The organism is Streptomyces sp. NPDC058246, from assembly GCF_042881985.1.
Lineage (GTDB): Bacteria > Actinomycetota > Actinomycetes > Streptomycetales > Streptomycetaceae > Streptomyces.
Genome location: NZ_JBHVWZ010000030.1, coordinates 46,196 through 67,619, shown reverse-complemented (window position 1 = coordinate 67,619; position 21,424 = coordinate 46,196). Strand labels below are relative to the sequence as shown.

At 72.3% G+C, this 21,424-nt stretch carries 22 protein-coding genes; 12 read left to right on the top strand and 10 right to left on the bottom strand.

The features are described from left to right. Positions 1-77: 77 nt before the first annotated feature. On the top strand, positions 78-1,481 hold the full coding sequence (locus ACFVXA_RS32335) for a hypothetical protein (RefSeq protein ID WP_383909105.1): 1,404 nt from the start codon (positions 78-80) through the stop codon (positions 1,479-1,481). A gap of 19 nt (positions 1,482-1,500) precedes the next feature. Here the strand turns inward: ACFVXA_RS32335 and ACFVXA_RS32330 are convergent, their stop codons facing one another. Beyond that, on the bottom strand, positions 1,501-1,914 hold the full coding sequence (locus ACFVXA_RS32330) for a VOC family protein (RefSeq protein WP_362027938.1): 414 nt from the start codon (positions 1,912-1,914) through the stop codon (positions 1,501-1,503). A 104-nt stretch (positions 1,915-2,018) separates the two neighbouring features. Beyond that, entirely contained in the window at positions 2,019-2,906 is an 888-nt protein-coding gene (locus tag ACFVXA_RS32325) for a neutral zinc metallopeptidase (RefSeq protein WP_384023197.1), read from the bottom strand. A 662-nt stretch (positions 2,907-3,568) separates the two neighbouring features. On the opposite strand from ACFVXA_RS32325, the gene ACFVXA_RS32320 reads away from it, so the two are divergent. From ACFVXA_RS32320 to ACFVXA_RS32305, 4 genes are all read left to right on the top strand, one after another. Next, positions 3,569-4,363, top strand: coding sequence for a hypothetical protein (locus tag ACFVXA_RS32320; RefSeq protein ID WP_383745380.1), 795 nt, complete (start codon positions 3,569-3,571; stop codon positions 4,361-4,363). Between the two features lie 90 nt (positions 4,364-4,453). Then, positions 4,454-6,052, top strand: coding sequence for an ABC-F family ATP-binding cassette domain-containing protein (locus tag ACFVXA_RS32315; RefSeq protein WP_362027947.1), 1,599 nt, complete (start codon positions 4,454-4,456; stop codon positions 6,050-6,052). A gap of 372 nt (positions 6,053-6,424) precedes the next feature. Further along, complete coding sequence (locus ACFVXA_RS32310) at positions 6,425-6,646, top strand: helix-turn-helix domain-containing protein (protein WP_006123601.1); 222 nt, start codon at positions 6,425-6,427, stop codon at positions 6,644-6,646. A 146-nt stretch (positions 6,647-6,792) separates the two neighbouring features. Continuing rightward, complete coding sequence (locus ACFVXA_RS32305) at positions 6,793-7,596, top strand: enoyl-CoA hydratase/isomerase family protein (protein ID WP_362027950.1); 804 nt, start codon at positions 6,793-6,795, stop codon at positions 7,594-7,596. Positions 7,597-7,716: 120 nt separating this feature from the next. Here ACFVXA_RS32305 and ACFVXA_RS32300 read toward each other — a convergent pair whose 3' ends face one another. Continuing rightward, on the bottom strand, positions 7,717-8,454 hold the full coding sequence (locus ACFVXA_RS32300) for a nucleopolyhedrovirus P10 family protein (RefSeq protein WP_390028022.1): 738 nt from the start codon (positions 8,452-8,454) through the stop codon (positions 7,717-7,719). Positions 8,455-8,540: 86 nt separating this feature from the next. On the opposite strand from ACFVXA_RS32300, the gene ACFVXA_RS32295 reads away from it, so the two are divergent. From ACFVXA_RS32295 to amaP, 5 genes are read left to right on the top strand one after another with little or no spacing between them, the layout of a single operon-like run. Further along, positions 8,541-9,029, top strand: coding sequence for an Asp23/Gls24 family envelope stress response protein (locus ACFVXA_RS32295; protein WP_383745375.1), 489 nt, complete (start codon positions 8,541-8,543; stop codon positions 9,027-9,029). Between the two features lie 33 nt (positions 9,030-9,062). Next, a complete protein-coding gene (locus ACFVXA_RS32290) occupies positions 9,063-9,248 on the top strand; it encodes a hypothetical protein (RefSeq protein WP_362027959.1) in 186 nt (61 codons plus the stop codon). 45 nt (positions 9,249-9,293) lie between these two features. Further along, complete coding sequence (locus tag ACFVXA_RS32285) at positions 9,294-9,635, top strand: hypothetical protein (protein WP_390028021.1); 342 nt, start codon at positions 9,294-9,296, stop codon at positions 9,633-9,635. After that, positions 9,632-10,345, top strand: coding sequence for a DUF6286 domain-containing protein (locus ACFVXA_RS32280; protein WP_389936604.1), 714 nt, complete (start codon positions 9,632-9,634; stop codon positions 10,343-10,345). Before ACFVXA_RS32285 ends, ACFVXA_RS32280 begins: the two co-directional genes overlap by 4 nt. Before the next feature lie 5 nt (positions 10,346-10,350). Next, positions 10,351-10,929 carry an alkaline shock response membrane anchor protein AmaP gene (gene amaP / locus ACFVXA_RS32275; RefSeq protein WP_390028020.1) on the top strand — a complete coding sequence of 193 codons (579 nt, stop codon included), beginning with the start codon at positions 10,351-10,353 and terminating at the stop codon, positions 10,927-10,929. A gap of 27 nt (positions 10,930-10,956) precedes the next feature. On the opposite strand, the gene ACFVXA_RS32270 is transcribed toward amaP, so the two are convergent. The 7 genes from ACFVXA_RS32270 to ACFVXA_RS32240 all read right to left on the bottom strand — a co-directional run bounded on the left by ACFVXA_RS32270 (position 10,957) and on the right by ACFVXA_RS32240 (position 19,625). After that, positions 10,957-11,712, bottom strand: coding sequence for an SDR family oxidoreductase (locus tag ACFVXA_RS32270; protein WP_362027972.1), 756 nt, complete (start codon positions 11,710-11,712; stop codon positions 10,957-10,959). 5 nt (positions 11,713-11,717) lie between these two features. Then, positions 11,718-13,586 (bottom strand): glycoside hydrolase family 15 protein, encoded by a 1,869-nt coding sequence (locus ACFVXA_RS32265; protein ID WP_384023220.1) that lies wholly within the window; start codon positions 13,584-13,586, stop codon positions 11,718-11,720. Between the two features lie 113 nt (positions 13,587-13,699). Continuing rightward, complete coding sequence (locus tag ACFVXA_RS32260; protein ID WP_390028049.1) at positions 13,700-14,491, bottom strand: SURF1 family protein; 792 nt, start codon at positions 14,489-14,491, stop codon at positions 13,700-13,702. A gap of 89 nt (positions 14,492-14,580) precedes the next feature. Beyond that, complete coding sequence (locus ACFVXA_RS32255) at positions 14,581-14,814, bottom strand: hypothetical protein (RefSeq protein WP_362027978.1); 234 nt, start codon at positions 14,812-14,814, stop codon at positions 14,581-14,583. Between the two features lie 226 nt (positions 14,815-15,040). After that, on the bottom strand, positions 15,041-16,057 hold the full coding sequence (locus ACFVXA_RS32250; RefSeq protein WP_384401020.1) for a DEDDh family exonuclease: 1,017 nt from the start codon (positions 16,055-16,057) through the stop codon (positions 15,041-15,043). 168 nt (positions 16,058-16,225) lie between these two features. Further along, entirely contained in the window at positions 16,226-18,811 is a 2,586-nt protein-coding gene (locus ACFVXA_RS32245; protein WP_390028048.1) for an MXAN_6230/SCO0854 family RING domain-containing protein, read from the bottom strand. A gap of 196 nt (positions 18,812-19,007) precedes the next feature. Next, positions 19,008-19,625, bottom strand: coding sequence for a TetR/AcrR family transcriptional regulator (locus ACFVXA_RS32240; RefSeq protein WP_390028019.1), 618 nt, complete (start codon positions 19,623-19,625; stop codon positions 19,008-19,010). A gap of 107 nt (positions 19,626-19,732) precedes the next feature. Here ACFVXA_RS32240 and ACFVXA_RS32235 point away from each other — a divergent pair, with 107 nt between their 5' ends. Further along, positions 19,733-20,530: an acetoacetate decarboxylase family protein gene (locus tag ACFVXA_RS32235; protein WP_362027986.1), complete on the top strand. Its 798-nt coding sequence runs from the start codon at positions 19,733-19,735 to the stop codon at positions 20,528-20,530. Next, positions 20,530-21,414, top strand: coding sequence for an SDR family NAD(P)-dependent oxidoreductase (locus ACFVXA_RS32230; protein WP_383745354.1), 885 nt, complete (start codon positions 20,530-20,532; stop codon positions 21,412-21,414). The genes ACFVXA_RS32235 and ACFVXA_RS32230 overlap by 1 nt, the downstream gene beginning before the upstream one ends. The last annotated feature ends 10 nt before the right edge of the window (positions 21,415-21,424 follow it).

Sequence of the window (21,424 nt, the reverse complement as noted above, 5' to 3'; positions counted from 1 at the left end):
CCGTGCGCCCACCGCCCCCGTCGCCCGCCGTGGCATTCCGTTTGGGTTTTCGGACTGTCAACCGGAAGACTGCACCCGTGACGTCCCGTAACCCGCGCGACTCCAGGCTCCGACTCGTCAGCCCGCGGCCCCTCGCGGCCGCCCCCCGAGCGGTCACCCAGCGCCGCACGCGCCGCCCCGCACCGAGGCCGCCCGAGGGCACACCGCCGCCCGCGGAACTGGCCCGCATGGCACGCATCGGCCTGTCCGACGCGGCCCGTGTCGCCCGCTGGGCCGACGCCGCCCTGCGCCCGGGGCGCGACGGCGGGAGCCCGGACGGCAAGGGCACCCTCTCCGACGCCACCGCCGAAGGGGCCGCCGCCGACCTCGGGCTGACCCCGGCTCAGGTCCGCGCCAACTGGGACACCGCGCGCCTGGCGGGCCTCATCGAGGTGCACGGCGACAGCGCCCGCCCGGGCTGGCGGCTGCGCGCCTGGAACCGCGACGACAGCGCCGTACTGCGCGGCTGGGTCGCTCTCTTCGACGCCTGGTCGCTCGCGTATCCGGAGCCCGCGGACCGCGAACCCGCCGCCGTCGCCGAGGTCGTCTCCGCGATGCCTCAAGTGCTTTCCTTCCTCCAGCTCTCCGCCGGACCCGTCCCCGTGGAGCAACTCCTCGACCTCCTCGAACAGCGCGTCACGGAACTGCGCACCGAGCGCTGCGAAATCCCCTACGGCCCCCAGCCGGGGCCGGCCCCGCAGCCCCCCGAGGTCGCGGACGCCCCGCTCGCCCCCCTCCTCGACTGGGCCCTGCACGCCCTCGCCTCCGTGGGCGCGCTCACCTGCGCCGACGGCCAGGCCACCCTCACCCCGCTCGGCAGCTGGGCGGTCTGGGTCAAGCTGGAGCAGATCTGCGTCGCCGCACAGAGCCCCGCTGGGAACATCGAGCAGTCCGCCGAGGACATGCTCCGCGGCTGCGCCCAACTGCGCCCGAACGCGGCCCGCGCCGAATACCGGGCCTGGCTCGCCGCCCGCCCCGTCGGCAGCGCCGTCACCGAACTCCTCGACGCCGCCCGCGGCGAGGACGCCCTCACCCGCGGCCTCGCCTTCGAGGCGCTGCGCGTGGTCGGCGCTCCCGCCGAGCCCGACGTACGCGCCGTGGCCGAGCAGACCTCGCTGCGCCCCTACGCCCTGCTGTGGCTCGCCGAGCACGACGGCCACGACCCGGAGGACGCCCACGAGGTGCTCACCCGCGAGGAGGCCACCTGGCTGTGGGTCGACACCGCGGCCGCCGTCGCCGACCACGGCGAAGCCCCGCTCCTTGTACGGCACTTGGAGTCCGCGGTGCAGCCCACCGTGCCCGCGCTCCTCGACGAGGTGCGCGCGGTCGGGCATCCCCGCACCGTGCAGGTCCTGGTCGCGCTCGCCGCCGCGCATCCGGACCCGGCGCTGGCCAAGGCCGTACGCCGGGCCGCCTTCCAGGTGCACACCGGGGGGAGCTGAAGGCGGAGCGGGCCTGCTCCTACGCCCCTATCTCGGGGGCGTAGGTGCCGAAGCTCCAGATATTGCCCTCGATGTCCCGGGCCATGTAGTCCCGTGAGCCGTAGTCCTGGTCCGTCGGGGGCATCAGGATCTCGGCGCCGTGGTCCACGGCCCGCTGGTGGTGCCCGTCCACGTCGTCCACGACGATGTACACCCCCCAGGGACCCGCGCCCTTCATGGCCTCGTCGAAGCGGCCGCCGCGGCCCTTGGAACCGAGCATCACCGCGCCGTTGCCCTGCACCAACTCGGCGTGCATCACTGAGCCGTCCTCACCCTCGTACACCGACAGTTCGGTGAAGCCGAACGCCTCCGTGAGCTGCCTGATCGCCCCCTTCGCGTCCGCGTACAGCAGTGACGGGTAGATGCTCGGGCGCCCGCCGCTCATGCCTGCCATGCCGATCACTCCCTCTGGTCCCGCTGCCGGATTTCGACCTGTTGCCAGTCTTGCACCGGCCACTGACAACGCCCCGCGGAACGGGAATCGCCGGCCGTCCCGCCTCAGCGGAACGTGTTGCACCGCGCCATGTCGCCGCTGCTGTAACCCTGGTAGAACCACTGCTGCCGCTGCTGGGAGGAGCCGTGCGTCCAGGTTTCGGGTGTCACCCGGCCCTGGGACCTCTCCTGGATCCGGTCGTCGCCGACGGCCGCCGCCGCGTCCAGGCCGTCGCGGATGTCGGCGTCCGTGAGTCTGGTGATCAGGGGCCGTCCCGTCGACGGGTCCTTCGTCGTGGTCGCGTGGTGCGCCCACACCCCGGCGTAGCAGTCGGCCTGCAGTTCCACCTTCACCGAGTTGCTGTTCGCGCCGGTCAGACCGTTCTGCGACCTGCCCAGCGTGCCCATCAGGTCCTGCACGTGGTGCCCGTACTCGTGCGCCACGACGTACGCCTGGGCGAACGGCCCGCCGCTGGAGCCGAACTTGGTGCGCAGCTCGTCGAAGAAGCCCAGGTCCAGATAGACCTTGCGGTCGCCGGGGCAGTAGAACGGCCCGACGGCGAACGTGGCGGTGCCGCAGGCCGTGCCGACCCGGTTGCTGAAGAAGACCGTCGGGGAGCGGGTGTACCTGCCGCCGCGGCGCGTGAACTCCTGCGCCCAGAAGGCCTGCACGCTGTTGACCACCGCCACCGTGCGGCAGTCCTCCTGGGCGTTCGCGTCGCTTCCCTTCCGGCAGGTCTGCTGGACCTGCGCGAGGGAGGAGGAGGTCGCCGCGGGCCGGCCGCCGGAGGAGAGCCCGAGCTGGTCGGGGCCGATGCCGAAGAACAGTCCGATGAGCAGGGCGATGAGGCCGGCGATGCCGCCACCGACGGTCGCCCTGCCGCCGGGGATTCGACTGCCGCGCACATCCTGGACCTCGGAGGTGTCCAGATCGGCGTCGTCGTCGAACTGCATGGGCACACCACCCTCTGCCGTACGTCGCTCTGTGGCGCCATCCTCGTACGCCCTCGGGCGCCGGGCCCCGGACGGAGGTCCGAACGGGGGACGCCCTCCCCCCGCTCCGCCGTGTCCGACGGCCCTCCCGGGCCGCCCCCGCCTACGCTCTGCGCCGGATCCGTGGGCTGTGGTGGCGAGAGGGCAAGGTGGTCGTTCTGCCGATCGAGGTGACCGACCCGGACTCCCCGACCCGACACGATCAGGACCTCACGACCGACCCCACCCCGGGTGCCGTCCCGCCGAGGCGATCGACGGACGCAGAAGCTGCCCGGTCGAGGCGGGCGACGGATGCGGAGCCTGCCCGGTCGCGGCGGGCGACGGGCGCAGAGCCTGCTCGGTCGCGGCGGGCGACGGATACGGAGCCTGCCGGGTCGAGGCGAGTGGCGGACGTGGAGCCTGCCGGGCCGAGGCGGGTGACGGACGTAGAACCGGCCCGGTCGCGGCGAGTGGCGGACGCGGAGCCTGCCGGGTCGCGGCGAAGGACGGACGTAGAGCCTGCCGGGTCGCGGCGAGTGGCGGACGTGGAGCCCGCCCGGTCGAGGCGGGTGACGGGCGCAGAGTCCGGCCCGGTGCCGCGACCGGCTCACCCGGGGGCAGCTGCCACGCCGCGACCCGGTTCCGTGGAGCCCGTTCCGCTGCTCCGCCCCACCGCTCCGGGCGCCGCACCGACCCCGCGACCCCTTTCCCCCGCACTCGCCCCCGCGCGCCGCGCCCTCCGCCGTGTCCTCTCCGCCACTCTGGCCCTCCTCCTGGCAGCTCCCCTCCTCGCGGCGGCCCGCGAGGCCCGCCCCGCCGCCTACGGGGACCGCCTCACCCTGCACGCGCGCGTGGAGCACGCCCCGCGGCCCGCGCTGCGAAGGAGCGGGGCCACCGTCGAGGCGTACGACGAAGGGACCGGGCGGCTCCGGTGGACGTACGCGCGCGAGGGGCGGCGTCCGCTGGGCGTGCTCCCCGCGCGCGGGGACGCGATCGCGCTCTGGGACGACGGGCTGGTCACCGCCACCGTGCGCGACGACGGCAGTACGGTGCGCTGGCACCGGGCGCTGCCCGGGGCCGCGCGCTGGCTCGCGGCCCACGGGGGAGCGGGCGTGCTGCGCGGCCTCGGTCCCCGCATGCTCGCCGTCGTCACTCCGCAGCGCATCGCCGCGTACCGCATCGCGGACGGGGACCTGCGCTGGGTGCTGCCCGCCCGCCCCGGCTGCGCCTTCGCGCCCGCGCGCGCGGTGCGTGACCGCGCCGCGCTGCTGGTCGCGCAGCCCTGCGCCGCCACCGACAGCTGGACCGGCGAGATCATCGCCGTGGACGAACTCGGCAGGATCACCCCGGACCGCACCCCGCTGGACAACGAGCGGCGGGGCGAGCGTCACAGTGCCGAACACCCGCACACAGAAAAAGTGGTTGCACGGCCCCGTTAGACTTGGCCCATGGCCATTCTCCTCGCGCATTAGACGGCGGGAACGTCCTCAGCCGTCCATCCCGCCACCCATCCGCCCTGGAGTCTGTCCGTGATCTCCGCCTCCGGTATCGAGCTGCGCGCCGGCGCCCGCATCCTCATCGAGTCCGCCACCTTCCGTATCGCCAAGGGCGACCGCATCGGCCTGGTCGGCCGCAATGGTGCGGGCAAGACCACGCTCACCAAGGTCCTCGCGGGTGAGGGCATCCCCGCCGCCGGTGCCGTCACCCGCTCCGGCGAGGTCGGCTATCTGCCGCAGGACCCGCGCACCGGCGACCTCGACGTGCTCGCCCGCGACCGCATCCTCTCCGCGCGCGGACTGGACGTCCTGATCCGCAAGATGCGGGACAACGAGCAGCGGATCGCGAACGGCTCGGGCGCCACCCGCGAGAAGGCGCTTCGGCAGTACGAACGCCAGGAGACGGAGTTCCTCACCAAGGGCGGGTACTCCGCCGAGGCCGAGGCCGCGACCATCGCCGCCGCGCTCAACCTGCCCGACCGCGTGCTCGGCCAGCCCCTGCACACGCTCTCCGGTGGTCAGCGCCGCCGTATCGAGCTGGCCCGCATCCTCTTCTCCGACGCGGACACGCTGCTCCTCGACGAGCCCACGAACCACCTCGACGCCGACTCGATCGTCTGGCTGCGCGACTACCTGAAGACGTACCGCGGCGGCTTCATCGTGATCTCCCACGACGTCGACCTCGTCGAGACGGTCGTCAACAAGGTCTTCTACCTGGACGCCAACCGCGCCCAGATCGACGTCTACAACATGGGCTGGAAGCTCTACCAGCAGCAGCGCGAGGCCGACGAGAAGCGCCGCAAGCGGGAGCGGCAGAACGCCGAGAAGAAGGCCGCCGCCCTGCATTCGCAGGCCGACAAGATGCGCGCCAAGGCCACCAAGACCGTCGCCGCGCAGAACATGGCCAAGCGTGCCGACCGGCTGCTCGCCGGGCTCGACGCGGTACGGGTCTCCGACAAGGTCGCCAAGCTGCGCTTCCCGGAGCCCGCGCCCTGCGGCAAGACCCCGCTCATGGCCGAGGGCCTGTCGAAGTCGTACGGCTCCCTGGAGATCTTCACCGATGTCGACCTGGCCATCGACAAGGGCTCGCGCGTCGTCATCCTCGGACTGAACGGTGCGGGAAAGACGACCCTCCTCAGGCTGCTCGGCGGCGTCGAGACGCCCGACACCGGCGGGGTGGTCGAGGGCCACGGCCTCAAGCTCGGCTACTACGCACAGGAGCACGAGACCCTGGATCCCGAGCGCACGGTCCTGGAGAACATGCGCTCCGCCAACCCCGACCTGGACCTGGTGGAGGTCCGCAAGACGCTCGGCTCCTTCCTGTTCTCCGGTGACGACGTCGACAAGCCGGCCGGTGTGCTGTCCGGCGGCGAGAAGACCCGGCTCGCGCTCGCGACCCTCGTGGTCTCCTCCGCGAACGTCCTCCTGCTCGACGAGCCGACGAACAACCTCGACCCGGCCAGCCGCGAGGAGATCCTCGGCGCGCTGCGCACCTACAAGGGCGCCGTCGTCCTCGTCACCCACGACGAGGGCGCCGTGGAGGCGCTCCAGCCGGAGCGGATCATCCTGCTGCCGGACGGCGTCGAGGACCTGTGGGGCGCCGACTACGCGGATCTGGTCGCGCTGGCGTAGCTCCCGCCCCGGCCCCCGAGCGTGTCAGCGGGACTTGATCGAATGACTGATCCACTGCGTATGGATCATTCGGCCGATCCGTGATCCATCATCTGTGTGAGATCTCCTCGTACCGAGGTGTGTCGTACATCGATTTCGCGGCCGAGCCCTTTGTTCCCAAGGGCTCGGCCGTCTTGCGTCGCTGACCAGGTACTTCATGGAAGAACCCGATCGGCCGTACGAGGAACGGCAGCCGGAACCAAAGATTCCACTCGTGGGGATGGGCTCCTGTCGTCAAAACCTTGTCTTACGGACCTTGCCGAATGGGTGGCCATGAGGCCCGGGAGGGGTGATCATGAGAGTCCAGAGCGCACTTCCCATGAGGAGGCACGGGTGGCCGAGACTCTGAAGAAGGGCAGCCGGGTGACCGGCGCCGCGCGCGACAAGCTCGCGGCAGACCTGAAGAAGAAGTACGACTCCGGTGCGAGCATTCGAGCGCTGGCCGAAGAGACCGGCCGCTCGTATGGCTTCGTGCACCGGATGCTCAGCGAATCGGGCGTCACGCTTCGAGGGCGTGGCGGAGCGACGCGGGGCAAGAAGGCCGCCTCGGCCTGAGGCCGGGCGTCCCCATCGGCTTCGGTGGTGGCCACCCGGTCGGTCGGGTGATCGACCGGGTGGTTACTGTGCAGTCACTTAGGTGTGTTCCTCGTGTTCCTCATGGGGTACGCACCTGATCCGACCGCACCCATCGGAGGCACCCCATGGCTTCGCTCGACCAGGACCTCGGTCCCGTACTCGACAAGGACGGCGTACGGCTCACCGTCGACGACGCGATCGCCACGGTGACGCTGACCAACCCGGCCAAGCGCAACGCTCAAAGTCCTGCTCTGTGGCGGGCGTTGGCGCAAGCCGGAAGGTCGCTGCCGGGCTCCGTCCGGGTGGTCGTCCTGCGCGCGGAGGGCAAGTCCTTCTCCGCGGGGCTCGACCGGCAGGCGTTCACGCCCGAGGGCTTCGACGGGGAGCCGTCGTTCATCGACCTCGCGCGCGGCTCCGACGCCGAGCTCGACGCGGCCATCGCCGAGTACCAGGAGGGGTTCACCTGGTGGCGGCGCAGCGACATCGTGTCCGTCGCCGCCGTGCAGGGGCATGCCATCGGCGCGGGATTCCAGCTCGCGCTCGCCTGTGACCTGCGGGTCGTCGCGGACGACGTGCAGTTCGCCATGCGCGAGACCAGCCTCGGACTCGTGCCCGACCTCACGGGTACGCATCCGCTGGTCGGCCTGGTGGGATACGCCCGCGCACTCGAGATCTGCGCGACGGGCCGCTTTGTCGGGGCCGAGGAGGCCGAACGCATCGGGCTCGCCAATCTCGCCGTGCCCGTCGACCAGGTCGACGCCGCGGTGCGGGATCTCGCCGGTGCGCTGCTTGCCGCGCCGCGCGACGCCGTCATCGAGACCAAAGCCCTGCTGCGCGGTGCGCAGGAGCGGACGTACGAGGAGCAGCGGGGGGCCGAGCGTGCGGCTCAGGCGCGGCGGCTGCGGGACCTCGCCGGGGTGGGCGACTGACCTCGCCCCGCGCTCTTGCGGGGAACCTCGCCTGCGCTCTTGTGGGGTTGGGGGGCCGGGAACGTCTTGGGCGCCGGTCGTCCGTGGCTGGTCGCGCGTTCCCCGCGCCCCGAAGCGGCCTCAGTGCACGGCGGTCACCAGTACGGCCACTGACGGTGTGTCGGTCAGGGCCCGCGTGACCGCCGTCCGCACGCCCCTCGCCACGTCGACCGTGCGCTGGTCCGGCGAGACCGCCAGTTCGACACGGACGTGGCGGCGCGGCAGGGCGGGGTCGCCCTCGCGGTCGCGCACCTCGTCGATGTGAACGGCGCGGCCCAGGACGTCCGTCAGGTGGGTCACGCCCGGGACGGCCAGGGCGGCTGCCGCGATCCGGGCCTCGTCCGGGGCCGTCGGCGCGGCGGCCGGTCGTACGTCATCCGGTGGTACGGCGCGCTCGGGAACTCCTTCCTCCAGCAGGTCCGTGACCCGTAGGTCCACCTCCGTGACCGTCAGGCCGAGATGTTCCGTCGCCGCCGCGAGCAGGGCCGTGCGGAGGCGGAGCGCGGTATTGGGGAGCGGCTCCGCACCCGGGGCGGTGGGGTCCGTCGTGGCCGTGAAGTCCGCGGTGATGCGGAGGGGACCGGGCGGCAGCGCGCTGGGCGGGGGCGGCACGGCGGGTTGGTACGTCTGGTCGGGGTCGGCGAGCGCGATCCGGAGCGCGCCGAGGCGCACACCGTGCACGGGATCCGCCGCGCGCCGCAGCACCGAGTCGGCCGCCCGCTCCGTGATCCACGCGCCGTCGTGCGGGAGGCCCAGGGGCAGGAGTCTGCCGAGCCCGAGCTGGTGCTGTACTGCCTGTGTCCACCGGTCCGCCGTCATGGCTCCAGCCTGTCGCATCCCTGGCGCGGGACCACGCAACCCGGCTTAGTGTGGGCAAGGGAGAACGACCGGAAGGACGTACGGCGATGACCGACATGACGGAGCCGAGCCCGACGGGGACCCCTGTCGGCGAGCAGGGATCGCCCCAGACCCGTAAGCCCGGTGTCACCAGACGCGGCGGTGGTGATCCCGCCACCCGGGGACGGACCACGATCGCGGACGGCGTCGTGGAGAAGATCGCCGGGCTCGCCGCCCGCGACGTGCTCGGTGTGCATGCGATGGGCAGTGGGCTGAGCCGGACGTTCGGGGCCGTGCGCGATCGGGTGCCCGGCGGTACGAAGTCCGTCTCGCGGGGGGTGAAGGCCGAGGTCGGTGAGTTGCAGACCGCGCTCGACCTGGAGATCGTCGTCGACTACGGCGTGTCGATCGGCGACGTGGCCCGTGCCGTGCGCGAGAACGTCATCGTCGCCGTCGAGCGCATGACGGGCCTCGAGGTCGTCGAGGTCAACATCGCGGTGAGTGACGTGAAGCTCCCCGACGAAGAAGAGGAGGAGCCGGAGACACGGCTCCAGTGATCACCCGGCCACCGAATCGCTGAGGAGCGCATCATGAGCTTGGCCGTGATCGGCATGATCGCCGGAATGGCGCTTGGCTTCGCCGGGTACTTCGGCGGTTTCGGAGCCTTCCTCCTGGTGGCGGCGCTGGGGGCCGTCGGTTTCGTCGTCGGGCGGTTCCTGGAGGGCGATCTGGACCTCGGCGACTTCTTCCGCACCCGCGACGACCGGCGGCGGTGACGCGTGCCAGGTCACGTCGACCGGCTCGGTGAGACGCGGCGACCCGTGACGACCGTCGCGGCGGCCGAGCGGGGCGCCACCCGGATCGCCGACCGGGTCGTCGCGAAGATCGCCGCGCAGGCCGCGCGCGAGGCGCTTTTGGCACTGCCCGCGGACGCCGCGCGACCGCACGCGAGTGTCCTCGTGCACCAGGACAGCGCCCATGTGCGCGTCAGCATGGAACTCGACTACCCCTCCGACATCGGTGGCCAGTGCACCGCGGTGCGTCGCCGTGTCGCCCAGCGGGTAAAGGCGTTGGCGGGGATGGACGTTCCGGAGGTGGCCGTCCAGGTGGAGCGGCTGCACCTGGTGCAGGCGCCCGGCGTGGCACAGGGGAGGACGCAATGAGCGAGCCCCAGGGCTCCGACAGCACGCAACGCTTGCCCGTCATGGAGAAGGCCACCGAGAGGGCCACCGAGATGGCCGGCGAGATGGCCGGCGAGGGTGGCGCGCTCGGCCAGTCCGCCTCCGCGGCGGACTACGAACCGCTGGGCACCGTCGACGACGAGGACGGCGGCCAGGGCCGGTTCTGGTCCGCGCGCCGCGTTCCCGCGGGCATCCTCGCGGTGCTGCTCCTCGTCGGCGCGGGCACCTTGCTGTACGACGTCGCGGCCGTACGCGCCCACCGGCCCGCCATGCGCTGGCGCAGGTCGCTGGCCCGGCAGCTCGCCGAACGGCCTCTCGACGACACCTGGGTGCTGGTCGGAGCGGGAGTCGCGGCGGCCCTCGGGATCTGGCTGATCGTCCTCGCCGCCACCCCCGGACTGCGGGACGTCCTGCCCATGCGGCGCACCCATGCCGACATCCGGGCCGGGCTGCACCGGAGCGCCGCCGCGATGGCCCTGCGCGACCGGGCCATGGAGGTCGCCGGTGTGCAGTCGGTCCGGGTCCGTATGGGGCGTAAGAGGGCCGACGTCCGGGCGGTCTCGCACTTCCGTGAACTCGACGACGTACGCGCCGACTTGGACGCCACACTCGCCGACGGCATCCGAGGACTCGGGCTCGCCCGGCCGCCCGCGCTGTCGGTGCGTGTCGGGCGGCCCGGACGGAAGGGGTGAGGCCGATGCTCCGGATGGTCAACCGCGTCCTGATGGGGATCATCGGTCTCGCACTGGTCGTCCTCGGCGGCTCCGTGATGGCCGTCGGTCTCGGCGCCGACTCGCCCTCCTGGTGGATCCACGACGGGCGGCACGACGTACTGCTCAGCGACACCGAACGGACCCGGTGGCGGGATCACGGCTGGTGGTGGCCGGCCGTCATCGCCGCCCTCGCGGTCCTCGTCCTGCTCGTCCTGTGGTGGCTGGCGGCCGTGCTGCGCCGGCGCCGGCTCGCCGAGGTGCTCGTCGACACCGGCGACGGCGAGGGCGCGCTGCTGCGCGGGCGGGCGCTGGAGGGCGTACTGAGCGCCGAGGCGGCGCAGTTGGACGGCGTCGCGCAGGCACAGGTCCAGCTGACCGGGCGCCGCGGCACGCCCGAGGCGCGGGTGCGGCTCCTGCTGGAACCGCATGTCGACCCCGGGCACGCGCTGCATCTGCTGACCGCCGAGGCGCTGGCGCACGCGCGGGATTCGGCGGGCCTCGCCGCACTCCCCGCGGAGGTACGCCTGCGCGGGGTCAAGCACCGTGCGGCGCGGGTCGGTTGAGCGCGTACGGGGTGGAGAGGGGCTGCCTCAGAACCCGTGCCGCATGCCGCCGTCCACCGGCACCATGATGCCCGTGAGGTACGACGCCGCCGGCGAGAGCAGGAACGCGGCCGTGCGGCCGAACTCCTCCGGGGCGCCGTAGCGGCGCAGCGGGATGCGGGACTCGTTGGCCGCGCGGGTGGCCTCCGGGTCGGCGGACAGACCGTCCAGCTCGCGCAAGCGGTCGGTGTCGATGCGGGACGGGAGCAGGCCCACGACGCGGATGCCGCGCGGGCCCAGTTCGTCCGCGAGGGACTTGGCGAAGCCCGCGAGGCCGGGGCGCAGCCCGTTGGAGATGGTCAGCCCGGGGATCGGCTCGTGCACCGAGCCGGAGAGCACGAAGCCGATGACACCGCCGTCGCCGAGTTCCGCGGCGGCCGCCCGGGCCAGCCGCACCGCGCCCAGGAAGACCGACTCGAACGCGGCCGACCACTGCTCGTCCGTGTTGTCGGCGACGAACCCCGGCGGCGGGCCGCCGACGCTGATCAGGATGCCGTCGAAGCGGCCGAAGTGCTCGCGGGCGGCCGCGATCAGCCGGGACGCGGTCGCCGGGTCGGCGTTGTCGGCGGCGACCCCGAACGCGGTCGGGCCGAGTGCGGAGGCGGCATCGGCGACGTTCTTCTCGTCGCGCCCGGTCACGATCACCTTCGCGCCGTCGGCGACGAGCTCACGAGCGGTGGCGCCGCCCAGGCCGCGGGTGGCTCCCGTGACGACGTACACGCGGTCCTTCAGTCCAAGATCCATGGTCCCTATCCTGCCTGCTCGCTCCCGAACAGGGCGAGGGCGGTGCCCACCAGGCCGATATGGCTGAACGCCTGCGGGAAGTTCCCGAGCTGGATGCCGGCGACGGGGTCGTACTCCTCGGACAGCAGACCGACGTCGTTGGCCAGCCCCACCAGTCGCTCGAACATCTCGCGGGCCTCCTGCGTACGGCCCGTCAGATGCAGCGCCTCCGCGAGCCAGAACGAACAGACGAGGAACGTGCCCTCACCGCCCGGCAGCCCGTCGATGGCATGTTCCTCGGTGACGACGCTGGACGACTGGGCAAGGATGCCGGGCCCCTCGGCGATGATGTCGGTGCTCTCGGTGGTGATGCTGGTGGCCTGGACGCTGTAGCGGCGCACGAAGCCGTCGTGGCCGAGCTCCTCGCGGATCGCGGTGATCGTGCCGAGGACCCGTGGATCGTCCGCTGGCAGGAAGCCGACCCGGGGGATGAGCAGCAGCGAGGCGTCCAGCTCGCGCGAACCGTAGGACTGCGTGAAGGTGTTCCGCTCGGCGTCGTAGCCGCGCTCGCACACCTCCCGGTGCACCTCGTCGCGCATCGCGCGCCAGCCCGCCAGATCGCCCCCCAGCCTCGGGTCGTCCTCCAGGGCGCGCACGGCGCGGTCCGCGGCCACCCACGCCATGACCTTCGAGTACACGAAGTGCCGGCGCGGCCCGCGCACCTCCCAGATCCCCTCGTCCGGCTGCCGCCACGCCGTCGACAGGAAGTCCATCAGGGCGCGCTCCACCGCCCACATGTGCGGCCTGAACGGCAGGCCCGAACGCCGGGCGAGCGACAGCGAGTCGATGACCTCGCCGTACACGTCCAGCTGAAGCTGCTCCACGGCGTCGTTGCCGACCCGCACCGGATACGAGTCGGCGAAGCCGCGCAGCCACGGCAGCTCGTACTCCGTCAGCCGGCGCTCGCCGCCGAGGCCGTACATGATCTGCAGGTCCGCGGGGTCGCCCGCGACCGCGCGCAGCAGCCAGTTGCGCCAGGCCTCGGCCTCTTCCAGGTAGCCGGCCTCCAGCAGCGCGCCGAGGGTGAGCGTGGAGTCGCGCAGCCAGCAGTAGCGGTAGTCCCAGTTGCGGACGCCGCCCAGCTCTTCGGGCAGCGAGGTGGTGGGTGCGGCCACGATGCCGCCGGTCGGCCTGTAGGTGAGGGCCTTGAGGGTGATCAGGGAGCGCACGACGATGTCCCGGTACGGGCCGTCGTAACGACAGTGCGCCGCCCACGCCTGCCAGTCCTCGACGCTGGAGCGCAGCGCCTCGAACGGGTCGCACAGGGGTGGCCGCGGCTCGTGCGAGGGATGCCAGGTCAGTACGAAGGCGACCCGGTCGCCCGCTTCGACCGTGAACTCCGAGTACGTGCGGAAGTCCTGGCCCCAGGTGTGCACGGGCGGCTCGCTGCGCACCCACACCGAGTCCGGGCCCGCGATCGCCACGCGGTGGCCGTCCGCCCGGCGCATCCAGGGCACGACCGAGCCGTAGTCGAAGCGCAGCCGGAGCATGCCGCGCATGGTCACCCTGCCGCTCAGCCCTTCGACGATACGGACGAGTTCGGGGGCGCGGTCGCGCTGCGGCATCAGGTCGGTCACCCGGACCGAGCCCTCGTCGGTGTCCCACTCGGTGTCGAGCACGAGCGTGTCCGGGCGGTACGCGCGCCGGGTGCAGAGACCCGCCCCCTTGGGCGCCAGTCGCCAGTGGCCGTTGTCGTCGTCACCCAGCAGTGCCGCGAAACAGGCCCCGGAGTCGAAGCGGGGCAGACACAACCAGTCGATCGAGCCGTCACGGCCCACCAGTGCGGCGGTCTGTTCGTCCCCGATGAGCGCGTAGTCCTCGATGCGTCGTTGCACGTGGGGCGAGTTCCCGGCGGGGGCCGGGACCAATCGGTACGGGGGCCGACCGGGTGATGGGCGGGTCGAGGGTATCTCCGCCTCCGGCGGACGGCCGGTCGGCGCCGCCGCGACTACACGCTCGCCGTTGCCGTCTTTGGCGCGGTCTCCGCCACGGCCGCCGAAGCCCGGTCACGGCGTTCGCGGCGGACCAGGATCACCCAGCCCACCGGGACGCCCGCGGAGAAGAGCCACCACTGGATCGCGTACGCCATGTGCGGACCGATGTCGCTGTGCTCGGGGTCGGGGATCAGCTCGGGGGAGCCGCCCTTGGGCTCCGGCGCGGTCTGCTCGATGTAGCCGCCGAGGACCTGCTTGCCGAGCCGTCGTGCCTCCTGCTCGCTGCTGATCAGCATGACCTGGCGGTCGGGCAGGCCCTGGACGTTCTTGATGCCGCTGTCCGCGGTCGTCTCGTCGGCCATCAGGCGCCCGGTGACGGTGGTCTCGCCCTGCGCGGGCGCCGGGATCTTCGGGTACGCGGTCTGCGCGCCGTCTGCCGGGATCCAGCCCCGGTTCACGACGAGCACCCGGCCGTCGTCCAGGACGAACGGCGTCAGCACGTGGTAGCCGACCTCGCCGTCGGAGTTCGTACGGCGGCGTACGACCTCTTCGTGCGCGGTGTCGAAGTGGCCCTTCGCGGTCACCCGGCGGTACAGGTCGTCGTGCTTGATCCGCTGTCCCGGCGCGGTGAGCGACTCGGCGGGCACCGGCTTCGCGGCGAGCGAGTCGGAGATCACCGTGTTCAGTGCGACCTTGTGCTCGTGGCGGTGCAGCTGCCAGTAGCCCAGCTTGATCATCGTCGGGATGAGCGCGAGGGTCACAAGGGTGAGAATCACCCACTGCCGGGTCAACAGGAAGCGGTACACCCCATTGACGTTACTCGGCACGATTCGGCCCCCGACGGGAGGGTCCCGCCGAGGGCCGTGCCGACGCCTGGTACCGGGGACAGCGCGGCTCAGACCTTGTCGATGATCCCCACCTGCCCCTCCGCGCGGGCGCAGTGCGCGCCGCAGAACCAGTGGCCCTCGACCTCGACCCCTTGGCCGATGATCTGGACGCGACAGTGCTCGCAGATGGGCGCCATCCGGTGGATCGCGCAGGAGAAGCAGTCGAACACGTGCACCGCGCCCTGCGCGTGCACCTCGAACGTCATGCCGTAGTCATTGCCACAGACTTCACATCTCGCCATGCGCCACAGGGTGGGGTGCCGACGCGGCGCGGGCGAGCGGGTGCCGGGCGAGTCGCCCGGCAATCACCCGTACGTCCGCCAATAGCCTGCACGTCCGCCGACCGCTCGCATGGCTGCCGGCCCGCCCGTACGTCCGCCGACAGCCCGCACGGCTGCCGGTCCCGTACGTCCGCCGACAGCCCGCACGGCTGTCGGTCCGCCCGTACGTCCGTCCGCGGTCCCCGGATCACTTCTCCGACGCGGGCTCCACGTCCCGCAGCAGCTGGCCGAACGCCGCCTCGTCGATGACCGGCGTGCCGAACTGCTTGGCCTTGACCACCTTGGACGTGCTGGAGTCCGGGTCGTTCGTGACGAGCAGGCTGGTGAGCCGGGACAGGCTCGTCGCGACATGCAGGCCGGCCTCGACGGCGCGGTCCTCCAGCAGTTCACGGTCGACGGACGTGTCCCCGGAGAACGCGACCCGCATGCCCTGCTTGAGCGCTTTGCCCTCTTCATAACGGCCTGGGTTGGGATAGGGGCATGCGGGGCGTTTGCGGGAGGGCCGCCAACTCCCCGACGGGTAGCCGCCCCCGGACGGGTAACCGCCGGACGGGTAACCGCCGGACTGCCGCCCGATCCGTGGCGTGGCGGCGCTGTCGGACCACTCCTTCAGCGGCCGGCACTCAAGGAGCGGCAGGCGTACACCCTTGCTCACGGCGGCCCGCAGGCTCGGCCGGAACGCCTCGGCCAGCACGCGCGCGTCGTCCAGCGCGTGGTGCGCCCGCTGCTGTACGACCCCGAAGTGCGCGGCCAGCGACTCCAGCTTGTGGTTGGGCAGCGGAAGCCCCAGTTCCTTGGAGAGCGCGATGGTGCACAGCCGCTGACGCACCGGCGCCTCGCGCTCCGCGCGCGCGTACTCGCGCGCGATCATCGACCAGTCGAAGACCGCGTTGTGCGCGACGAGCACGCGGTCGGCGAGCCGGGCCGCGAACTCCTCGGCGATGTCCGGGAAGAGCGGGGCCCCTTCGAGCATCTCGCTCGTCAGGCCGTGGATCCAGACGGGGCCCGGGTCCCGCTCCGGGTTGACCATCGTGTACCAGTGGTCCTCGACCTCACCGCGCGCGTTCAGCCGGTAGACGGCGGCCGAGATGATCCGGTCGTCGCGCGCCAGCCCTGTGGTCTCCACGTCAACGACCGCGTATCCCTGCGGATACGCGGCCGGCCAGGAGGCTGGGGGCGCTGCGGTCGTGAGGTCTTCGAGCATGGTCACTGAGGATACGGGCCCCGACTGACAGCCCGCCGGTCGCCTTCCCGGAACGCGGGACTCCCAGGGCCCCGGACATGGCCACGCGCGCGTGGACATCGCAATGACGCCGCACGGTCCCGGAGTTGACGCCGCACCCGGCTTCGGGCCCGGCGCCACCACCGGCTCTCAGCCCAGTGCCGCCACGAGGTCCCCCGCCGTCAGCGGTTCCAGTCCGCAGCCGTCCACCGGTCCGGGCAGCAGCCGGTACACGGCGCCGGTCGCCTCCTGCGGGGCGACGCCCCCGTGTACCAGGGCGAGCAGTACGTGCCTCCTGGCGGCCAGCGTCTCCGCGTCCTCGGCGGGGCGTCGCGCCTGAGGGGGATCCAGGGCACGCACGCGGGCCGCGAACGCCGTGTCCGGCTCGCCCTCCTCGCGCCGGTAGTGCCACAGCTCCTCGGCCCCCGGGACGCGACGGACCACCGCGACCTCGTCCGTCCGCGCCGCCGCGTGCCAGACCGCCAGGTCCCACAACGTCGTACGCCCGGAGGTGAAGTACTGGAACAGGTCCTTGCCGACCCGGCCGAGGTCGCCGCTGTGCCGGTGCACGCTGTGGAAACCCTCGGACGGCGGCATGTGCAGGTCCGTCCACAGGAACGTGCGGCGCTCCAGGTCGACCAGCATCGGGACGTGCATGCGCGACTCGCCCTCCAGGTCGTAGCGCTGGCGCACGGTCCGGGGGTCGTACGAGGCGTCGCGGCCGTCCTTCGAGGGCAGCGCCATGAAGCCGGCGAAGGCGTCGAGGAGCCGCTCGAAGGGGACGTTGTTGAAGCTGAAGACGATGGGCACGGCGAACCGCACACGGCCGTCGGCGAGCGAGGTGAGGTCCAGGTCGACGTACTCGGTCGCGCCGTCGGGTGCCGGGGCCGAGGTGAGGTCCCCGGAGTGGACGGCGGCCCGCTCCCCGTACACGAGGTTCGTGTAGTCGCACACGCCCGTGAACGTCCAGTCCTCGTCGTACAGCGCGACGGACAGATCGAGGTCCACACGTGTCTTGTCGGGCTGGGTCCAGTGCAGGAAGAGCCGCAGGATCTCGCCCTCGGGCAGTGGCTGGCTGCTGCCGCGCGGCACCGAGACCAGTGCCTTGGCGGACGCCCGCTCGACGGAGGGGACCGCCAGCCCCGCGAGGCCCGCGTCGAGGACGGCGACGTCGAAGCGGGAGGCATCCGACAGACGGCGCAGGGCCTCCGCCTCCAGAAGCGCGCAGACGCCCTCGGTGACCTGCTCGGCCAGCGGGGCCCGGGTGTCGTCGACGGTGAAGGAGTGCGTCACCTGGCCGCGCGGGAAGAACACCCGCCGCTCGCCGGGGAGATGACGGACGCGCAGCCGCCCGAGCGCCGCGAGCAGCGGGCCGGGACCGGCCTTGGGCAGCACCCGCCGCAGGGTCTCGGCGAAGCCGTCCGGCCGATCCGCCAGTTCGTGCAGCCGCAGTACGTGGTCGAGCCTGCGCAGCAGTTCGCCCGGGCGCTGGGCCAGCAGGGCGAGCGCGGCGGGCAGGTCCTTCTCGCGCAGGGCCTGTTCGGTGCGGGTGCCCCAGGTGTCGGCCCTGACGCGGGTGCCGTCGACGCGCACCGCCTGCGGGTACGCGGCCGCCGTACGCAGCAACGCCTCGCCGAGCGGTGTGGCGGAGGTGTCGGTGGCGCGCAGCACGGCGAAGGCGAGAGCGGCCTTCGGGTGGCGGGCGTGCTCCTCGTACGGATGCAGGATCTCGGCGGCCCGCTTCCAGGCGACCGGATGCCGCAGCACGTCCTCGACCAGCGCCGCCGCCTCGAACCCGTCCAGCAGGGCGAGGAGTTGACGGCGCAGGGCGCGCGGCAGGGAACGGAAGCGCCGCGGCTCGATCAGGTCGGCCTCGCCGCCCGACCACACGTGCAGCAGCCGCAGCACATCGGTCGCGGTGGTCAGATGTACGTCGAGCAGCGGGCGCACCGTCTCGCGCGTCCGTCGGTCCAGCAGCAGGCTGCCGAGGACCAGCGCCTTGGTCTCGCGGACCGGGATCTCCTCGGGCATCCAGGCCGGCGCGGCGGCCGCGTGCGCCAGCAGCAGCTTCACGTCCTCGCGGTCCTGCGGCGGCAGCGGCGTACGCCGGGCCAGCAGCTGGAGCAGCGCCTTCGTCGTGTCGGCGGTCCTGTCGGTGCCGAGGGCGAGCAACTTCAGTGGTCCGGTGGGCAGTTCGTGCCGACGGCGGGGCTCGGCCGGCTTCAGGAACGGGTCGTCGCGGTCGAGACGCCGATGGCAGATCGGGCAGCCGGAGTACTCGGCGCCGTCCCAGCACGTGCGGCACACCAGGTGGGCGCAGGGAGATACGGGCTGCACGCTGCCGACGGTGCCGCACAGCACGCACGGCTGGGCGGGCCACTGGAGCAGCAGGGTGAAGACGCGGTCGACGTACAGCGCGACGGTGTCGTCGGGAACCGAGGCGGGGAAGCTGCGGAACAGCGGCATGTGCGTGCGGTCGGCGCCCAGTTCCGCGTCGATCGCCCGGATCAGGGAGCCGCCGGCATCGGCGAGTCCGGCGGGGCCGAGCCAGGCGAGCGCGGCGCGCAGCGATGCCGACGGGGCGAATCCCCGGTCGAGCAGCTCGGCCTCCAGGGCGGTGAGGCCCTCGGCCGTCGACGGGTCGCCCGGGCGCGGTCCTGCCTGGTCGACGTAGACGGTACGGAGTCGGCGCAGCAGCACGGACGACAGCACGGACGACAGCACGGACGACGGCACGGACAAACGGATTCCCCCCGGAATGTGTGTGAGGCGGGGGCGGAGAGTGAGCGCGCTACGGGTTCATCGGAAGAAAGGAGAAGGAAGCACGCTTGCGGAGCCGCCCCCGCGATCACGGAGTCTAGGCAGAGGGTGGAGGCGCGGACCACCGAATATTTTCCACGCGGTCAGGCCGCTGGGAAGCCAGGGCGTGGGGTCACTGCGCCAGCAGCGAGTCGACCAACGCCCGTACGGACGTGACGAACAGCCTCTCCGGGTCGACCGGGCGGGCCAGCGCACGGGCCAGGCCCGGGTCGCCCTCCGCGGTCTCCGCGTCCCACAACTCCTCCTCGCCGGGCCGCTGCGTGGGCGCGCGCTCCCGGTTGCGCTCGACGAGGACGAAGCCGACGACCTGGACCTGCACGGCCCGTACGACCTCGGCGGCCCGGGCACCGCGCAGTCCGGCCCCGTGCACCTCGTGCACCAGGGCCTGCTGCGCGGGCAGGAACATCCGCTCCGTCAGGCCGCGTTCGTGCACCATCGCGACGAGGTGCGGACGGTCGCGCAGCTGTCGGCGCAGGGCACGGGCCACCGACACGATGCGGCCCGCGGGCGTGCGCCCGGCGGGGCGGATCTCGCCCAGGTCGGCGACGGTCCGCTCGACGAGCGCGTCGAGCAGCGACTCGCGGTTGCCGACGTGCCAGTAGATCGAGGTGACGGCGGTGCCCAGCTCGGCGGCGAGCCTGCGCATCGTCAGGGCCGTGGGCCCGTGCTGCTTCACGATTCCGGCGGCGGTCTCCAGGACCTCGTCGCGGGTGAGCGAAGGTCTCGCCATGGTGCTCCCAAGTCCGTGTCGTGCACGGGTGTTTACCCTTCGCGGACTCTGCTGTAACTCTGTTACAGACCACCTCCTGACGGCCCATCAGCGAAGGGCGGTACGACATGGCACGAGTGAGGTACGGCGCGCGGACCGACGCGGAGATCGCCGCCGCGCGCACCGCGAGCTCCAAGCTCCCCGACATCTGGTCCACCGGCGTGGTGGCCGTCTGGGAGAGCGACCCGGACGCGGTCGCGGCGGTCCTGCCGCCCCCGCTGAAACCCACCGGGCGGCCCCTGGTGCGGGTGAACATCAGCAAGGTCGAGCTGCCCGGATACCCGCTGGGCGCCGGCTCGTTCGCCGTCGCCGCCGCGCACGACGGCGTCGAGGGCTGGTATCCGCTGGTCATGCCGATGACTCACGAGCGGGCGCTGATCGGCGGCCGTGAGGTGTTCGGGGAGCCCAAGAAGCTCGGCGAGGTGACGGTCGAGCGCGACGGACTCGTCGTCCGCGCGGCGCTCGCCCGGCACGGCATCGCGTTCGTCGAGGTGCGCGGCGCGGTGAGCGGCGCCCTGCCCCTGCCGGAGCCCGTCCAGAAGACCGACTTCTACTTCAAGTTCCTTCCCGCGGTGGACGGTTCCGGCTTCGACGCCGACCCCGTCCTCGTGCACTGTCTGCGCAACGAGAAGGTGCGCAAGCTGGAGCGGATCACAGGAGACGTCGTCCTGCGCGAGTCGATGTACGACCCGGTCGCCGACCTGCCGGTCCGCGCACTCGTCGAGATCACCATCGGCGAGAAGACCACCGACCAGAGGGGCAAGGTCGTCGAACGCGTCAGCGCCGAGGCTCTGCTGCCGTACCTCCACCAGCGCTACGACGACCCGCAGCAGATCCTCGACGGGCCTCCCCAGGGGAGCGTGTGATGGAGCTGCGCGCAGGGCAGGTCGCCGTCGTCACCGGGGCGGCGAGCGGCATCGGGCTCGCGATGGCACGGCGGTTCGCGGCGGACGGTCTGAAGGTGGTCCTCGCGGACGTCGAGGAGGGCGCCCTGGAGAAGGCCGCCGCCGAACTGCGCGAGGACGGCGCCGACGTGCACGCGCGCGTGGTGGACGTCGGGGAGCGCGAACAGGTGGAGGCGCTGGCCACAGAGACGTATGAGAAGTACGGCGCCGCGCACGTCCTGTGCAACAACGCCGGTGTCGGCTCCGGTGCCGAGGGCCGCATGTGGGAGCACGATCCGAACGACTGGAAGTGGGCGTTCGCCGTCAACGTCTGGGGTGTCTTCCACGGCATCCAGGCGTTCGTGCCACGGATGATCGCCGGCGGAGAGCCCGGCCACGTCGTCAACACCTCCTCGGGCGACGGCGGTATCGCGCCCCTGCCCACCGCCTCCGTGTACGCCGTCACCAAGGCGGCCGTGGTGACGATGACCGAGTCGCTGTACGCCCACCTGAAGGCGGAGCACGCGCGCGTGGGCGCGTCCGTGCTCTTCCCGGGGCCCCACATGCTGCGTACGGGCCTGTGGGAGTCGCACCGCAACCGGCCCTCGCGGTACGCGAAACAGCGGCCCAGGAAGACCCCTTACCGCAGCCTCGGCCAGTGGGAGGCCGCGATGAAGGAGGCGGGCCACGAGGTGCGGTTCACGCCGGTCGAGGAGGTCGCCGACCTGGTCGCCGAGGGGATCCGGCAGGACCGCTTCTGGCTGCTGCCCGAGAGTGAGCACAGCGACCGGCAGATCCGGGCACGGTCGCGGTCGATGCTCGACCGGGCCAACCCGTCGTACCTGGAGAACTTCATCCTGGACTGAACCGAGGTGT